This window comes from Nakamurella sp. UYEF19, from assembly GCF_040546275.1.
Lineage (GTDB): Bacteria > Actinomycetota > Actinomycetes > Mycobacteriales > Nakamurellaceae > Nakamurella.
In genome coordinates, this window is the sequence record NZ_JBEPNO010000020.1 from 1 (window position 1) to 15,675 (window position 15,675).

General features: G+C 67.5%; 17 protein-coding genes and 3 tRNA genes. 4 read left to right on the forward strand and 16 right to left on the reverse strand.

Translation table 11 applies throughout. From position 1 onward, the window contains the following. Window positions 1-282: 282 nt before the first annotated feature. The 7 genes from ABIB25_RS21510 to ABIB25_RS21545 form a co-directional block, all read right to left on the reverse strand. Window positions 283-1,419 carry a helix-turn-helix domain-containing protein gene (locus ABIB25_RS21510; protein ID WP_354530573.1) on the reverse strand — a complete coding sequence of 379 codons (1,137 nt, stop codon included), beginning with the start codon at window positions 1,417-1,419 and terminating at the stop codon, window positions 283-285. Between the two features lie 55 nt (window positions 1,420-1,474). Beyond that, window positions 1,475-1,720 (reverse strand): hypothetical protein, encoded by a 246-nt coding sequence (locus tag ABIB25_RS21515; protein WP_354530574.1) that lies wholly within the window; start codon window positions 1,718-1,720, stop codon window positions 1,475-1,477. 275 nt (window positions 1,721-1,995) lie between these two features. Next, window positions 1,996-2,793: a hypothetical protein gene (locus ABIB25_RS21520; protein WP_354530575.1), complete on the reverse strand. Its 798-nt coding sequence runs from the start codon at window positions 2,791-2,793 to the stop codon at window positions 1,996-1,998. After that, window positions 2,790-3,044, reverse strand: coding sequence for a helix-turn-helix domain-containing protein (locus ABIB25_RS21525; RefSeq protein WP_354530576.1), 255 nt, complete (start codon window positions 3,042-3,044; stop codon window positions 2,790-2,792). Before ABIB25_RS21525 ends, ABIB25_RS21520 begins: the two co-directional genes overlap by 4 nt. 423 nt (window positions 3,045-3,467) lie before the next feature. Beyond that, window positions 3,468-3,540 (reverse strand) — tRNA-Arg (locus tag ABIB25_RS21535). Window positions 3,541-3,636: 96 nt separating this feature from the next. Continuing rightward, window positions 3,637-3,723 (reverse strand) — tRNA-Ser (locus ABIB25_RS21540). Between the two features lie 105 nt (window positions 3,724-3,828). Further along, window positions 3,829-4,854: a hypothetical protein gene (locus tag ABIB25_RS21545; RefSeq protein ID WP_354530577.1), complete on the reverse strand. Its 1,026-nt coding sequence runs from the start codon at window positions 4,852-4,854 to the stop codon at window positions 3,829-3,831. A gap of 248 nt (window positions 4,855-5,102) precedes the next feature. On the opposite strand from ABIB25_RS21545, the gene hisC reads away from it, so the two are divergent. Further along, window positions 5,103-6,173 (forward strand): histidinol-phosphate transaminase, encoded by a 1,071-nt coding sequence (hisC, locus tag ABIB25_RS21550; protein WP_354530667.1) that lies wholly within the window; start codon window positions 5,103-5,105, stop codon window positions 6,171-6,173. A 48-nt stretch (window positions 6,174-6,221) separates the two neighbouring features. Here the strand turns inward: hisC and ABIB25_RS21555 are convergent, their stop codons facing one another. The 3 genes from ABIB25_RS21555 to ABIB25_RS21565 form a co-directional block, all read right to left on the reverse strand. Beyond that, window positions 6,222-6,869, reverse strand: coding sequence for a hypothetical protein (locus tag ABIB25_RS21555; RefSeq protein ID WP_354530578.1), 648 nt, complete (start codon window positions 6,867-6,869; stop codon window positions 6,222-6,224). Between the two features lie 73 nt (window positions 6,870-6,942). Then, window positions 6,943-7,392 carry a MarR family winged helix-turn-helix transcriptional regulator gene (locus ABIB25_RS21560; RefSeq protein ID WP_354530579.1) on the reverse strand — a complete coding sequence of 150 codons (450 nt, stop codon included), beginning with the start codon at window positions 7,390-7,392 and terminating at the stop codon, window positions 6,943-6,945. Next, window positions 7,389-7,520, reverse strand: coding sequence for a hypothetical protein (locus ABIB25_RS21565; protein WP_354530580.1), 132 nt, complete (start codon window positions 7,518-7,520; stop codon window positions 7,389-7,391). Before ABIB25_RS21565 ends, ABIB25_RS21560 begins: the two co-directional genes overlap by 4 nt. Window positions 7,521-7,881: 361 nt before the next feature. Between ABIB25_RS21565 and ABIB25_RS21570 the strand changes: the two genes are divergently transcribed. Beyond that, entirely contained in the window at window positions 7,882-8,445 is a 564-nt protein-coding gene (locus ABIB25_RS21570; protein ID WP_354530581.1) for a DinB family protein, read from the forward strand. Between the two features lie 77 nt (window positions 8,446-8,522). Here the strand turns inward: ABIB25_RS21570 and ABIB25_RS21575 are convergent. The 4 genes from ABIB25_RS21575 to ppdK form a co-directional block, all read right to left on the reverse strand. Further along, window positions 8,523-8,607, reverse strand: a tRNA-Ser gene (locus tag ABIB25_RS21575). A 55-nt stretch (window positions 8,608-8,662) separates the two neighbouring features. Continuing rightward, complete coding sequence (locus tag ABIB25_RS21580; RefSeq protein WP_354530582.1) at window positions 8,663-9,394, reverse strand: Type 1 glutamine amidotransferase-like domain-containing protein; 732 nt, start codon at window positions 9,392-9,394, stop codon at window positions 8,663-8,665. A 27-nt stretch (window positions 9,395-9,421) separates the two neighbouring features. After that, a complete protein-coding gene (locus ABIB25_RS21585; RefSeq protein WP_354530583.1) occupies window positions 9,422-9,859 on the reverse strand; it encodes a nitroreductase family deazaflavin-dependent oxidoreductase in 438 nt (145 codons plus the stop codon). Window positions 9,860-9,934: 75 nt separating this feature from the next. Next, complete coding sequence (gene ppdK / locus ABIB25_RS21590; protein ID WP_354530584.1) at window positions 9,935-12,619, reverse strand: pyruvate, phosphate dikinase; 2,685 nt, start codon at window positions 12,617-12,619, stop codon at window positions 9,935-9,937. 195 nt (window positions 12,620-12,814) lie between these two features. Between ppdK and ABIB25_RS21595 the strand changes: the two genes are divergently transcribed. Then, complete coding sequence (locus tag ABIB25_RS21595) at window positions 12,815-13,657, forward strand: spermidine synthase (RefSeq protein WP_354530585.1); 843 nt, start codon at window positions 12,815-12,817, stop codon at window positions 13,655-13,657. Window positions 13,658-13,677: 20 nt separating this feature from the next. Here ABIB25_RS21595 and ABIB25_RS21600 read toward each other — a convergent pair whose 3' ends face one another. Next, on the reverse strand, window positions 13,678-13,974 hold the full coding sequence (locus ABIB25_RS21600) for a hypothetical protein (protein ID WP_354530586.1): 297 nt from the start codon (window positions 13,972-13,974) through the stop codon (window positions 13,678-13,680). Window positions 13,975-14,154: 180 nt separating this feature from the next. Then, window positions 14,155-15,054, reverse strand: coding sequence for an NADP-dependent oxidoreductase (locus ABIB25_RS21605; RefSeq protein WP_354530587.1), 900 nt, complete (start codon window positions 15,052-15,054; stop codon window positions 14,155-14,157). 200 nt (window positions 15,055-15,254) lie between these two features. Between ABIB25_RS21605 and ABIB25_RS21610 the strand changes: the two genes are divergently transcribed. Continuing rightward, window positions 15,255-15,665 (forward strand): winged helix-turn-helix transcriptional regulator, encoded by a 411-nt coding sequence (locus ABIB25_RS21610; protein ID WP_354530588.1) that lies wholly within the window; start codon window positions 15,255-15,257, stop codon window positions 15,663-15,665. The last annotated feature ends 10 nt before the right edge of the window (window positions 15,666-15,675 follow it).

Consider the following 15,675-nt stretch of genomic DNA (forward strand, 5'->3'; position numbering starts at 1 on the left):
TCACGCCGAACGAAGCCGAGAAGAATTGGTTCGACCAGCAGTCGGCAGCATAGATGACCACAAATTCAGTGTCCGGAATTTACCGGGCAGCTCAGACTGTCAGGGCCACGCCGGTCCGCACCGGGTAGACCGTAAAGTCCTTCGTCACGTGACGTTGGTGCTGGTGATACCCCGGGATGGCCCCGGATCGCCCGTCGAAGGCCCAACCCTTGCTTGGCAGATAATTTTTGATTATCCGCCTGCAATATTCGATACACGAAGTGAGCGCACACGCAAGCTTCATCACCAAACTGATGAAGCACGACGTTCGCGGGCCCTTGCGGCGGCTTCATCAACGACCCTCCGTGCAGCCGCTCGAGCTGGTGAATCGGACGCAGCCGCCGATTTGAGAGCTTGCCGATACTCCTCGGCGAGATCGGCTACGCCACTTGCTCTATCCGACACACGTCGCCGCGCGATCACCTGGGACACCGGACGTTCCTGACACAAATCAGCAAGCCAGGCGATCACCGCGCCGGCACCGGCACCGTCCCAGGAACGGCTACGGACGGCGGCACTGGCCTGGTCTGCAGTCCAGCCAACCACTGCAAGGGCTGCGCATCGGCGCTCCAGTGCCCGTCCGATCAACTGTCGAGCGAGCGCCGGCGGTAAGACACCGCGGACCGCCTCAACAAGCGCAGGGACGGCCGACTCGACCTTCCCACCCGCTCCATTCTTGGAGTCTCTGGATTCCACTGAGATCACGGGCCCGAAGCTGATCGACGAATCCTCTGCACATGGTGCCGGGTGAGGTGGTGGGTTCCAGTTCTTGGTTGAAGTACTTGGTTCGTCTGAAGCTGGCTTCACCCCTGGACGACGTGAAACTTCATGCCTGGGTGACCCCACGCTGCAGGCCTGGCTACACCCGCCGTGAGACCTGCAAGATCTGCATGGCTCCTGACCTGCGTTGATCGTAGTGACGTCAACTGAAGCCGCACCGCGGGACGCTAGGCCTGCAGATCCTGCAGGCCTGCCGACCTGGAGGTTTACTCGTTGCCCTCGACGAGCAGCTGTGGCGTCTCGGTCCTCATCGACGGCAGGAGGAAGGTGAGCCTGAGTGGCGGCGGCATGACTCCCGTCCATGACCAGGTCCCAGACCGTCGGCGCGTACGCACGGCTCTTCCCGCGACCACGCACCGCTGCCTCAGCGACGCGCTGATCGCCGCGGCGAATGAGGCCCTTCGTGTGAAGAGAGGACAGAGTGGAGCCGATGGTCCGAGTCGAGACGCCGACGATCTTCGCGATCCGCTCCCAAGACGGGAACGCGTTTGCGCCGGAAGTGTCGGCATGCTCGGCAAGGACCATGAGGACGCACTTCTCGGTGGGATTCGTCGGCGCCGGCGCTTCGTACATTGCCCACAAGATGGCGGGGAGGCTCATGACGGGAGCGCCCGCTCAGGCGACCGCGGAGTTCCGTGGGGCGGTCGGCGGAGCATTACGTCTTCTCCATCGCATCGGCAAGACGGCAGAGTCGCCCGGCCACGTCCGGGAGGGTCGAGGCCAGTCCGAGCAGGTCCTCGGCGATGCACCGAAGCTCCTCGGCAGCTGACTCGTTGTCGGCGGTGGCCGACGCCCCATCGACGAGATCCTCGGCAGAGGAAACGATTTCAGGGATGGCGGGGATTCCGTAGCGGATGATCGTGTCCAGCCGCTCGACAAGTCGAGTGACGTCCTCGCGCACCGGCTCAGCGTCACGGTCGGGCTCAGCCCGCGGTCGCGGCAGTCCGCCGTTGTGGCCGGGTTGCGCCGACCGTCGGTACTCGACGTCGTCCGGCGTGAGATCGTCGGTCGCGCCACCCGTGCGCGGGTCCGACCCCAGGCCAGCCGCGAACAATTCCCAGGGACAGTCACTCGCCCCGGGATGCGCTTCGCCGCACACCTGACAGTCGATGAAGCCATCGTCCACATTTCGGCGACGAACAGTCGCACCATGAGACCGATCGGGCGCCGTCGGTCTCATGCCGCGATCCGGTTGACCCGACCAGTTCGGAGGCTCCTGCCGTCGACGATTCCCTGCACGAGACGCAGCGTCTCCGCGTGCCACCGAAGGCCATCTGCACCAACGCGGGCGAAGAGGTCGGCCGCTCCAACCTGACGATTGCCGGCGGAGCAGCCCGGTCCGCTACCGGCGACCAGGAGGGCCAAGCCCGACCACGCTGCGGGAGGCACCCCGGTGTCATGGCCGGCGAGCGGCGACTGCCGACGGCGTCCGTTCAATGCCACGACGGCGGCAGAGGCGACGACAGCGTCAAGAGCGGCAACCGGGTACGACCAACCAGCCCGCACCAGCATCACAGCTAGCACTCGCATCCAGACCGGCGGCGGAGCCTCGAGACTCGAGTCAGGGGCGGGCAGCGACTCGAGCGCCTCGGTCGTAACGAGGCTGGTGGTGCGGAGCGTTTTTGCGATCCGCACCAGACCGCGGGTCTTCGGTGTACCGACCCCGGTCTGCGCTGCGGCCGCCTCGCCAGCGTAGGAACGCTGAGCCACTCGACGAATCACAGACGGCGCAACCTCGATCTGCCCCTTGACGAGGAGCCGGTTGACCGCTTCCCAGACATCGGCCAGGCCCTCGTCGGAGAACCAGCCGGCCGAGTAGGTCCACCTCGAGGCCTCGCCGCGGCAGACGCGACGCAGGTGCGCCACGGCAAGCCGGCCCGCATCGCTGTCCCAACCCGCGTCGGCAACTTGGTGCAGGAGACCGACCAGATCGACCCCGGCCGGTGCTGGACCCGCAACCACCGCGGTCGTCACGACGCCTCCTCCCCCGCTCGTACGCTGACATCGGCCAGTCGACCGGTGAAAAAGTCGAGCTCCACATCGAGAACCATTGCGATGGAGGAGAGTTCGGCCAGGGTGAACCCCGGGTCTCCGCGAAGTCGTCGGCTGATCCAGCCCTGGGATCGGTGCAGTGATGCACCGAGTACTGCCTGGCTGATCGCACGGGCGGCAAGAGCCTGACGGACACGGCTGCCTACCCGACGATCAAGTTCTGAAGTCGTCATGGCGTCTGTCTACCGCCACGCTGAACCGCAGTCAAGCATTTTCAATCGCTCAGCGCATACGTGACTCGAACTGTCCACCTTCTGCTGCTAGATACGGTAGTGACAGACTGGCCAAGCGGCCGTAGAGTCACGAGTATGACGGTGCCACTCACAGACAGGGTCACGCTGCGCGAAGCAGTGGCGATGGAGCTGCGGTCGGAACTCGCGCGTAACCGGATCAGTGCCTCGCGGGTTGCATTCGCCATCGGCAAGGACCAGCCGTGGATCAGCCGGCGGCTGACCGGGCAGGTGGCGTTCGATTTGGATGACCTGGATGCCATCACTCAGGTGATGGGGATCAGTCCGAGCGAGTTGATGGCCGCTGCGCACGAGACGGCGAAGAAACCGCGGTTTCGGATCCCCGATCGAACGGTGGATCTGGAGTGCGCCTGGAGGGATTCGAACCCCCAACCTTCTGATCCGTAGTCAGATGCTCTATCCGTTGAGCTACAGGCGCATGTTCAGTTGTCACTGCACTACTTGTCACTGCACTACTTGTCACTGCGGTACTGCGTACTACCCAACCAGCTGATCCCCGGGAGGACAGCCAGCGCGGAAGCGGAGGGATTTGAACCCTCGGTGCAGTTGCCCGCACAACACATTAGCAGTGTGTCCCATTCGGCCGCTCTGGCACGCTTCCCAGGGCCACCACCGGGGGGGCCGCCGGATCAGTACCCTACCCGGCGGGCGGACCGCATCGCAAAACAGTTGCCAGGCCTCACTCTGACCAGCGCAGACGCGATCGTCAGGACAGGCAGGACGTCATGGACAAGGCGTTCGGGTCGGGCACTGCGGCGGCGGTGCAGCCGGCCACCGAGTACCCGTCGCCGGCCCACTCGTAGACGATCCACACGGTCGTCCCGTCCGCCTGGTCCTGCACCGCGACCCCTACCCCGCCGCCGACGGTCAGCGTCTGCGCCTTCGCGGTGACCGAAGCGATCCCGCCCTGACCACTCACCTCGGCCCAGACTCCGGCCGCGTTCACCTGGTAGGCCGAGGCGATCGCGGTGCCGTCGGCCTGCTGGGCAATCACAATGCACCGGCCACCCGCATCGCACGCCAGTTGCCCGCCGGACGGCGTGGGGAACGACGAGCCATAGAGCACGTTGGCGGCGCCGGCCACGCTCCCGTCCCCCCGCAGCGACAGCAGGGCTGCGCGGCCCTGACCGGTCGCGACCAACGCCGCACCCAGCGTGGAGGTGACTCCGGCGTGGGTGGCCAGCACCGTGCAGCCGGGGCAGTTCGCCAACGTCACGGCGAGGGTGGCCGGCGCGCTGGTCGTCGGGGCGGCCGGCGTGGGGGCGGCTGTCGTGGCCGCGGTCGTCGTGGCCGCGCTAGTGGTGGCAAGCGCCGCCGGAGTCGACGTGGTGGGGGCAGCGGGCGCAGTGGTCGGCGCGACGCTCGAGGTCGACGGCGTCACGACCGCGGGTGCCGACGAGGTGGGCGCTTTGCCGCTGACCGGGGCCGTATCAACCGAAGGAGCCGGCGCCGAGCTGCTCGGACCAGCCGAGGACCCCGGAGAAGCGGCCGACGCTGCCGGGGCGGCGAGGCCAGGAACGGTGACGACCAGGCTGGCCCCGGCCGGAGCGGCCGGGAGCGGCGCCGCCGACGAGACGGCCGCCGAGGACGAGGTCGACGACCCACTCGAGGCCGGCGTCGCGATCGTGCACCCGGCGAGAGCAGCGGCGACTGCGCCGGCCAGCACCGCCCCCGTCAGCACTCGGCGCACCGCTCTCGCGTGCGGACGGGCACCGGCCAGGGAAATCCTCATGGAACTTTCCTACACGAGCAACCCGTCGGAACCCGGTAAGCCGACCGGGGTGGGCGAGGCCCGAACGGCCTACCAGCCACGACCGCCGACCCATCGCGAACGGCCCAGCCACGACGGCCGGGTGGGAGAACGGCAGCCACTACAGTCGCCTTGGAAAGAGTTCCGCAGTGTTCCGCAGTTCTCGAGTTCTCGCGACGCCCGCCCGGCGCGACCAGAAGACCAACGACCAGAAGACCAACGAGGTGACCATGACGGTCCAGATCCGGCCCGCGCTGGACACACTCCCGGCCTACGCCCCCGGCCGCACCGTCCCGGGCTCGATCAAGCTCGCCTCGAACGAACTGTCGTTCCCCACCCTCCCGGCGGTGACCGAGGCGATCATCGGCGCCATCGGCACCGACGCAATGGGCATCAACCGGTATCCGGACAACGGCGCCCAGGCCCTGGTGACCGCGCTGGCCGAGCACGTCGGCGTCGACCGGAGCCGGATCGTCACGGGTTGCGGCTCGGTCGCCCTCTGCCAGCAGCTCGTGCAGATCACCTGCGACCAGGGCGACGAGGTGCTGTTCGGCTGGCGGTCGTTCGAGGCCTACCCGATCGTCACCCGGATCGCCGGCGCCGTGCCGGTGCGCGTCCCGGTCACCACAGCCAACACGCTTGACCTGCCCGCGATGGCCGCCGCCGTCACGCCGGCCACCCGGCTGATCTACATCTGCACCCCGAACAATCCCACCGGCACCGTGGTGCACCGTCAGGAGCTGACGGAGTTCCTGGACGCCGTGCCGGAGAACGTCCTGGTCGTCATCGACGAGGCCTACGGCGAGTTCGACACCGATCCGGAGACGCCGGACGGTGTCGCCGAGTCGTCCGCGCGGCCGAATGTGCTTGCCCTGCGGACGTTGTCGAAGGCCTACCAATTGGCCGGCCTCCGGGTGGGCTACGCCGTGGGAGACCCGACCGTCATCACCGCGCTAGCAAAGGTTGCCGTGCCGTTCGCGGTGAACACCGTCGCCCAGGCCGCCGCGCTGGCTGCGTTGGCCTCCCGTGACGAGCTGAAACCCCGCTGGCAGCAGGTGGTCTCGGAGCGCACGCGGGTCACCGCCGCGCTCCGCGACTTCGGATACGAAGTGCCGACCTCGCAGGCGAACTTCGTGTGGCTACCCTTGCGCAAACGGTCCGCCGAGTTCGCCGCGCACAGCGAGGCCAACAAGGTGATCGTGCGTGCCTTCAACGACGACACCGGCGGGGTCCGGATCACCATCGGATCCCCCACCGAGAACGACGCGTTCCTGGCGGCCGCCACCTCTTTCGCGCTGTAGCGGATTCGCCGCAGACGTCCTGCGGCGGTGCAGGACTCGGGACAGAACTCAGTCCGGGACGGTATCGAAGATGCTGACCCCGATGACGATCAGGACCAGCAGGACGACCGTCCCGAGAATGACAACCAAAGCCGGCCGTCGTTCGAAGAGCGGAATTGCCTTCGGGTGCCGGGCAGCGATCGCTTTGGGCCCGACCACCCCGCTGATGACGTCGAAGTGCTGCAGGCCGATCCGCTCGGCCAGGGTGAAAACGGCTCCGGCATCGAAGATCTGGCCCGTCACCCGGAGCAGGGCCCTGCCTTTCGCGTTGACCAGGATCAACAGAGGCGCGGTGCGGTCGAAACTGCCGGAGTACTGCGGCACGAGCACACCGTGGGCGATGCGGGATCGGGCGATCACCCTGGGCGGCAGCAGGAGTCGACGCATCTCGATCGCCTGATCGGTGAGCAGGATGCTGCTGGTCTGCAGCATGATCAGCACCCCCACCAGGAGTACCGCGGCGAGGCCGACGTAGAGCACGACCGCCCAACCGACGCCGTCCCGCTGCACCGCATTGAAGATGCCGAGAGCGGCCAGCGGCAGCAGGATCAGCGCCCGCGCGCCGACACCGCCCCAGAAGGTGGCGGCATCGGGCCGCATCTCGAAAGGCGTTGGAGACGGAACCACTCCGAATCGCTGAGGCTGGTTGGGCTGCATGGCGCGACCATACCCAGGGCGGGTCCGCGTGACACCGAGTTGTCCACAATGCCTTGGCATCGTGGAGGTCGGGTCACCGGTAGGAATCCGCCAGCATCCGGAGGGAGGCCGTCAGGGCAGGCAGATCACCGTCGAGCCGGACGAAGAAGTCGCGGTCGCACTGTTCGACCGCGACCACGGCGCGATTGGCCAGAGAGGAGCCCTCCGCGGTCACCCGGACCGCCTTGGCCCTGCCGTCGTGGGGATCCGCATCACGGGCCACCCAACCCTTGGATTCTAGGGTGCGTAGTACCTGGGAGGTCATCATCGGGTCGGTGGCAGCGTGATCGGCCAGCTGCTTCTGGCTCACGACGCCTTCGCCCGCCAGGTAGGTGAGCGACGCCAGCAGGACGAACTGGACGTGCGTCAGCTCGAACGGCTTGAGCGAGGCCCTGACTGCGGCCTGCCACCGGTTGGTGACCTGCCAGAGGAGCAGCCCCGGGCTCTCCTGCGCCGATCCGTGCGAGGTGGCGAGGCGGGTCACTGCCCCGCCGCGACCTTGGCCTCGGCCGCGGCGACCAGCCCGGCAAGATCGGCCTGAACGGACGCGCGGAGGCCCTTGCCCATCATCGCCGTCCAGATCCGGGCGAGCGGACCCGACATGCTGATCACGACGGAAACCCTGGTGCCAGTGCCATTCTCGACTACGTGGTGGGCGAAGCTGAGCTTCGCGCCCCAGCGTCGAGACGTCGACGAATTCGGTGTCGGTGAGCCTGGTGACGCAGAACTTCACCTTCGGCCCGCCCTTCGGCTTGAGGTGCCCGGTGGCGCCCTGGACGAACGGACCGTCGAGGTGGACCCAGTCGGTATCGCTGTCCCACTCCGGCCAGGTGGCCATGTCGCCCCAGAGGGCGAAGAACTTCGAGGCGGGCGCGGTGGACGTCGCGATGGCGCGAGCAATGCTGATTGTCTTGGTTTCAGTATGCGCGCATACTACATAGGGTCAAGACCCGCACGTGGAAACATCGGGCTCGTGGACGACAACTTCGCCAAGGCCTACCTCAAGGACGACCTGCAGTGGGTCCGTCAATCTTTGATCAGCACGCTCGATGGGCTGTCCGAGTACGACGTGCGACGCACGCTGACCGGAACGGGAACGAATCTGCTCGGCCTGGTCAAGCACCTGACATTGTCCGAGTCCGTCTACCTCGGCGACGTCTTCGGCCGGCCGTTCCCCGAGCCGCATCCTCGGTTCGACGAGCCCGGCTTCCGCAACCGCGACTGGATGTGGGCCAGGGAGCACGAGACACGCGCTGAGATCATCGGCGCCTACCAACGTGTCTGGCTGCACTCGGACGCGACCATCCAGGCGCTGCCGATCGACGCCGGGGCGCGTGTTCCCTGGTGGCCGCAGCCGGACGTCACGCTGTTCAACGTGATGATCCACGTCCTCACCGAGACCAACCGGCACGCCGGCCACGCCGACATCCTGCGCGAGCAACTGATCGACGCGGCCGGAACCGCCTCCGCAAACGACGGCAACTGGCGCGAGCATCGCGCACGAGTCGAGCAGGCCGCCGTCCGCGCCAGTCGCTGACGCCCCTGAGTGAGCTCATGCACCGCGAGTACACGAACGGGCGGGCACCGGTGGGGACCGGTACCCGCCCGACTGCGCGGAGGCGACAGGATTCGAACCTGCGAGGCTTTTACACCCGACCGCTTTCAAGGCGGTTTCCTTAGGCCACTCGGACACGCCTCCGTCGTCGAGTTTAGGGCGATCCTGATCACCGGCCAAACGCTCCGGTCCCCACGGATCAGCGGAGACGGCGCGGCTCGATGATGGTCTCGACTGCGTTGCCGTCGGCGCCTCGTTGTACCTCGTAGGCGAGGCAGTCGGGTCGGTCTGCGACGGCCTCCACCAGATCCGTGCCGGAGTAGACGAGGCCCACTCCGTCATCGGTGGCATAGCCGCCCGGCAGCGTGCCGTCAGCGATGAGCCGGTGGTAGAGCGGTCGCCGTTCCGGCTCGGAGTTGTAGTGCACTCCGTTGGAGAAGGGCAGGAATCCGAGGCCGTTCGTCACCGGGCGGAGCTGGGGCCCGAAGGAGTCGGTGGTTCCGCCGAGATGCCAGCAGAGCGAGCCGGCCGACACTCCGCCGAGCACCACGCCGGCCTGCCACGCCTGCCGGAGGTGGTTGTCCCATCCGTGCAGCCGCCAAAGGGCGAGCAGATTGGCCACGGAACCGCCGCCGACCCAGATGACGTCCTGGGACAACAGGTGACCCAGGACGTCGTCGATGTTGGGCATGGTGAAGAGCTCGAGATGCGATGGCCGGAACCGCTCCGACAACGCCGAGTAGACGCTGCTGATCTGGGCGGCCGAGTCTCCACCGGCGGTTCCGATGAAGCAGACCTTCGGAGTTCCGGTCGCGCCGGACAGGTCGGCAGCCAGGTCGAACACCGGGCCGGCATCGCAGTCGTCGCGATCGCGGCCCCGGGAATCGAGACCGATCGAGGTGGCGACGATCGTCGGCGTGTCAGCGGCCATCAGGGTCGGGCCTCTAGGAGCGGGTCGTCACGACTGGGGCTCGAGGACGAACAGCGGAATGACCCGATCCGTCTTCTTCTTGTAGTCGGCGTAGTCCGGGTATGCGGCGACGGCCCGCTCCCACCACTCGTCGTACTCGGCCCCGGTGACCTCCCGGGCCGTCATCGCAAACGTCTGCTCGCCGTCACGCAGATCGAGATCCGGGTGCGCCTTGAGGTTGTTGTACCAGACGGGATTTTTCGGGGCGCCGCCGAGAGAGGCGACGGCTGCGTACTTCCCGTCGTGTTCGACCCGCATCAGCGGGACCTTGCGGACGAGTCCGGTCTTCACGCCGATGGTGGTCAGGATGATCACCGGCATCCCCCGCAGATCGGCTGCGGCCTTGCCGTTCGAGCCTTCGTAGGCCTCGACCTGGTCCCGGACCCACTTGGCCGGGCTGGGTGCGTATTCTCCGTCAACTGGCATGGGTCAAGGATAGGCCGCGTCATCTCCGGGCAGGCGTGCAGCCGCTCGGGCCAGTCCCGACGATCACCGCCGGCCTCAGCCGACGGCCGCCCGTCCGGCCTCCAACCGCGCCACCGGCACTCGGAACGGGGAGCAGGAGACGTAGTCGAGACCGACCCGGTGGAAGAAGTGGATGGACTCGGGATCGCCGCCGTGTTCGCCGCAGACGCCGAGCTTGAGGTTCGGCCGGGTCCGGCGGCCCTCGGTCGCGGAGATCTCCACCAGACGCCCGACGCCGTCGAGGTCGATCGACTCGAACGGCGAGACGGTGAACACGCCCTTGTCCAGATAGGCGGCGAAGACGGCCGCCTCCACGTCGTCCCGCGAGAAGCCCCAGGTGGTCTGCGTGAGATCGTTGGTGCCGAAGGAGAAGAACTCGGCCGCCTCGGCGATGCGGTGCGAAGTCAGTGCGGCTCTTGGCAACTCGATCATGGTGCCGATCGGTACCTTCAGGTCCACCCCGGCCGCGGCGGTCACCTCGGTGAGGATGCCGTCGGTCTCGTCCCGGACCAGGTACAACTCCATCACCGACCCGACCAGCGGGACCATGATCTCGACGTGCGGGTTCTTTCCCGCCTTCGACAACGCGCAGGCGGCCTCGGCGATGGCCCGGACCTGCAGGGCGAACAGCCCAGGCGTCAGGAGCCCTAGCCGGACCCCGCGGAGCCCCAGCATCGGGTTCGACTCATGCAACCTCTCGACCGCGGCCAGCAGCCTCACGTCCGCCGGATCGGGGGTGCCGGCGGCGGCTGCCAGGGCCACCTTGACCGACAGCTCGGTCCGGTCGGGCAGGAACTCGTGCAGTGGCGGATCCAGCAGCCTGATGGTCACCGGCAGCGGATCCATCGCCTCGAGCAGCTCGGTGAAGTCCTTGCGTTGCAGGGGTAGGAGTGCCTCGAGGGCCGCCTCGCGCGCGACGGCGCCGTCGGCCAGGATCACCCGCTCGATCAACGCCCGCCGATCGCCGAGGAACATGTGCTCGGTGCGGCACAGACCGATCCCCTGAGCTCCCAGATTCCTTGCCCGCAGGGCATCCTCGGCGGTGTCCGCGTTGGCCCGGACGTCCAGCCGTCGTCGGGAGTCGGCGTGCCGCAGCAGGCGGTCCACCGCCGTCACGAGGTCTGCCGTCTGGTCGTCGACGCCCTGGACCGCCTGCTCGAGGCCGTGTTCCAGGTAGGTCTCGACGGGCGAGGGCACCATCGGGACCTGACCGAGGAAGACCTCGCCGGTCGACCCGTCGATGGAGAGCAGATCACCTTCGTGCAGCACGATCTCGCCCACCGTCGCAGTCTTGGCCACGGCGTCGACCAGCAGGGCCTCCGCGCCACAGACGCAGGTCTTGCCCATGCCTCTGGCCACCACCGCGGCGTGGCTGGTCTTGCCGCCCCGCGCGGTGAGAATGCCATTGGCCGCGATCATGCCCTCGAGATCGTCCGGGTTGGTCTCCTTGCGCACCAACACGACCTGCTCGCCGCGGGCCGCCCAGGCCTTGGCCGTCGGCGAATCGAAGACGATCCGGCCCACGGCAGCTCCGGGCGAGGCAGCCATGGCGGTGGTCAGCAGCTTGCGTTCCGCCGAGGAGTCGAACTGCGGGAACATCAGCTGTGCCAGTTGGGCTCCGGAGACCCGCGACAACGCCTCGTCGAGGGTGATCAGTTGCTCGTCGACCAGTTGGGCGGCGATCCGGAACGCTGCGGCGGCAGTGCGTTTGCCGACCCGGGTCTGCAGCATCCACAGCTTGCCTCGTTCGATGGTGAATTCGATGTCGCACAGGTCGCGGTAATGGGTCTCCAGGCGGCGCATCACCTTTCGGAGCTGGGAATTGGATTCCGGGTCCATCGCCGCGAGGTCGTCCAGGCTCAGCGTGTTGCGGATGCCGGCGACGACGTCCTCGCCCTGTGCGTTGGCCAGGTAGTCGCCGTAGGCACCGGTCTTGCCCGACGCGGGGTCACGGGTGAAAGCGACGCCGGTGCCGCTGGTCTCGCCGAGATTGCCGAAGACCATGGTGCAGACGTTGACCGCGGTGCCGAGGTTCTGGGGAATCCGCTCCCGTCGCCGGTAGAGCCGGGCCCGGTCGGTGTTCCAGGAGTTGAAGACGGCACGGATGGCCATATCCAATTGCTCCCGCGGATGCTGCGGGAATTCGTTTCCGGAATGGTCCTTGATGGCGTCCTTGAACACGACGACGAGGTCTTTCAGGTCGTCGACATCGAGGTCCAGATCGCTGTGCACGCCCTTGGCCGTCTTGGCCGCGTCGAGTCCGTCGGCGAAGACCTCGCCCGGCATGTCCAACACGGTCTTGCCGAACATCTGCAACAGCCGGCGGTAGGAATCCCAGGCGAATCGCTCGTCACCACTGACCTCGGTGAGACCCTTGACGCTGGCGTCGTTCAGCCCGATGTTGAGGACGGTCTCCATCATTCCGGGCATCGAGAACTTCGCCCCCGATCGGACGCTGACCAGCAGCGGATCGTGGCGATCGCCGAGTTGACGACCGGCGTCATCCTCCAGGTGACGCAGGGCCATCGTCACCTGCACCCGTAATTCGCCGGGCTCGCTGCCGAGCGACAGGTATTCGCGGCAGGCGTCCGTGGTGATGGTGAAACCCGGCGGGACGGGCAGGCCCAACTTGGTCATCTCGGCAAGGTTGGCGCCCTTGCCGCCGAGCAGATCCTTCTGATCCTTGTCGCCCTCGGTGAAATCAAAGACGTAGCGCGTCATGGGGGTCTCCTTCGTCCGCGCGGCGGATGCCGTTCACTTCGCCGGTGTAGCGGCGCAGCGTTCCTGGCAGTGTGGGGCAGCGCAGGAGAACCTGCCCGACGACGCATCGATTCAGTGGGCGAGCCCACCCTCTGTTCTGCGCGGTGTGGCCTCTGACGGCGAGGTGCACCGCGTCGAGGCGGGGATGATGGGCGGGTGGGCAGATCGCGGGAGCGGGGCGGGCGGACGGCGAAGCCTTCGGTCCCGAAGCCCGGGGTCTACCCCATCGACTCCGGCACGGCCGAACTCGTCCAGGACCGCGACAATCCCCTCGGCTACCTGCTGCTGATCAACGGTGTGCAGAGCTCGCACATCGATCTGGGTGATCCGACCTGGCTCGACTTCGAGTACATGCGGTGGATCGCTGCCGTCATCGGTAGTGCACTACCCGATCCGCTGAGGGTGCTGCATCTCGGCGCGGCCGCCTGTTCCCTCGCCCGCCATCTGATCGACGGCCACCCGGGCTCGCAGCATCTTGCCGTGGACACGGACGCGGAGTTGTCCCGGCTGGTGCGTGTCTGGTTCGACCTGCCCCGCGCGCCGGCCCTGCGCATCCGGGTCGGCGATGCCCGGGAGGTGACCGAATCCCTCGCCGACGACAGTTACTCCGTCGTGGTGCGGGACGTCTTCGCCGACGCCGTCACCCCGTTGCCGCTGACCACCGCAGAGTTCACGGCCCAGGTGCGGCGGGTGCTGCGACCGGGCGGCCTGTACCTGCTCAACTGCGGCGACCGACCCGATCTGCAGCTCAGCCGGTCGGAGGCGGCCACCGTCGGGAGCGTCTTCGAGCACGTCGGCATCGTTGCGGACCCGCCGATGCTGAAGGGCCGCCGTCGGGGCAACGTGATCGTCATCGGATCGGATGCTTCGATTGAAAGTGCCGCCCTGGCGCGGGAACTGCTGTCCGGTGCCGTGCCCGCCCAGCTCTGGGAGGACAGACGGGTGCGTGAATTCGCCAAGGGCGCGCCGGTGCTGGTGGATGCCGCGCTGTCAGGTTGAGCCGGGCATCGCGCCCAGATTCAGCAGAACACCCAGGGCGCGTCGTGCTGTTCGACCAGCGATCGCAGCTGCCCCGCCCCGCCGTGCAGGATCAGGTCGTAGACCAGATCAGATCCCCGGGCCGCCAGGGTGACCGCGAAATCCTTTGCGTAGGGCCTTTTCAGCAATACCGAGTTGCCGGCCAGCCCTGCCCGGCGGGCCGCCAGGTCGGCAGTCGCCGACGCCGCGTCCTGATAGCGGGCATGAACGATGGCGCGGCCGTCATCGGGCACTGCGACCGCCGAGGCCACGACGGCCTCCAAAGGATGCGCCGCCAACAGTTTCTCGAGCTTCTTCCTGGCCTCGGTGGTGGTGTCGCCGAGGGTGTCCGCCCGATCGACTGGATCGGCGTCTGCCCTACATGCCAGTCGGGCCTGCGAACCTCACAAAGCACTACTAGGCGACCGGCCGATCGGGCGGGCCGGATTACCCAACCCGATCGTGCGGGCGACATCAGCTCACGGCAGCAGGACCCACCGGCCGCGCTGTCCGCCCTTCTGGACGTTGGCCTGCGCCTGGGCGGCGTCGGCCAGCGGGAGGGTGCCTGCCACGCGCACCGCGAGATCACCGGTGGCTGCCATCTTCAGCAGCTCGGCCAGCCGCGCGCCGTCGTGGTGGCTGGAGACAGCCGTGACGGTGATCCCGCGCTGTTCCGGTGGCGTGGCGCCTGGGGTGACTCCGACATAGGAGCCGCCGTCGCGAACCGTGTCGAGCGCCGGGTTCCCGAGGCCCGCGGCGTCCAGGACCGTATCGAACCGTGGTGCGTCGGGGAGATCGGTGATGATCTCGTCGGCACCGGCCTGCCGCAGGAACTCGGTGTCTGCCTGACGCGCGTGCGCCGTCGTCCGCCAACCGTTTTTCCTTGCCAACGTGACGGCGAACCCACCGACGGCACCGGCCGCACCCGTGATGAGCAGGTTGTTCGCAGACTCCGGCGTGATCAGGTCCAGCGCCTGCGCCGCGGTCAGGGCGTTCAGCGGGATGGTGGCGGCGTCGATCGCGATGAGCCCGTCCGGAATCCGGGCGACGGCTGCCGCCGGGACGAGCGCGTAGTCGGCGTAGGCCCTCGGTGGGATGTCAAAACCGGACAACACGGCGGCGACCCGATCGCCCACCCTGATGTCCTGGACGTCGGGACCGATGCTGTCGACCGTTCCGGCCAGGTCCCAGCCGAGGCCGGTGGTGGCACCCGCGGCGATCATCCCGGCTTGGTGGAACACGCCGAGGCGGGTGCCGATGTCGACGGGGTTCACCGCCGCAGCCTCGATCCTGACCAGTACCTGGCCGGGACCGATTGCTGGGAGCGGTATTTCGATGATGTGCAGGTCGTTCTGACCTGTGGTGACGATGGCGCGCATGGCGGCGATCCTCTCTGCTGTCGCTTCCGGGCCCTGGGGGACCCTTGTGGTCCCGTGGTGGGGCCTTGCGAACACCAGCCTCCCTATGGCACTCTCCTTTGGGAAGTAGGCACCTGTGAGTGCGTAGCTCTACGTCGTGTGCGCTTTCAGTGTCGCGGGTGCTGACGAGTCGCGTCTGTTCGCTAGCCGGAAGAAGACAGATGACCACCCAGACAGCTGCCCAGAGCCGCGCCGCGGCCAAACAGTCCTACGACGCGTACCTCTCGTCGTGCCCGAGCCGAAACCTGTTGGACCGCATCAGCGACAAGTGGGTGTCACTGGTGCTCGTCGCGCTGGGCGAGTCCGACCGGCGGTATTCCGAACTGGCCCGCCAGCTTGCCGGGGTGAGCCAGAAGATGCTCACCCAGACGCTACGCACGTTGGAGCGCGACGGCCTGATCTCCCGGGTCATGACGCTCTCCGTCCCGGTGCGCGTCGACTACTCGCTCACCCCGCTCGGAGTCTCCCTACTGCCGATCCTCGCGGCGGTGAAGGACTGGGCCGAGGAGCACATGGACCAGGTCATCGCCGCCCGCGACGACTACGACACCGCCGACCCGCCCCGCTCCTGACGGCTGGGCC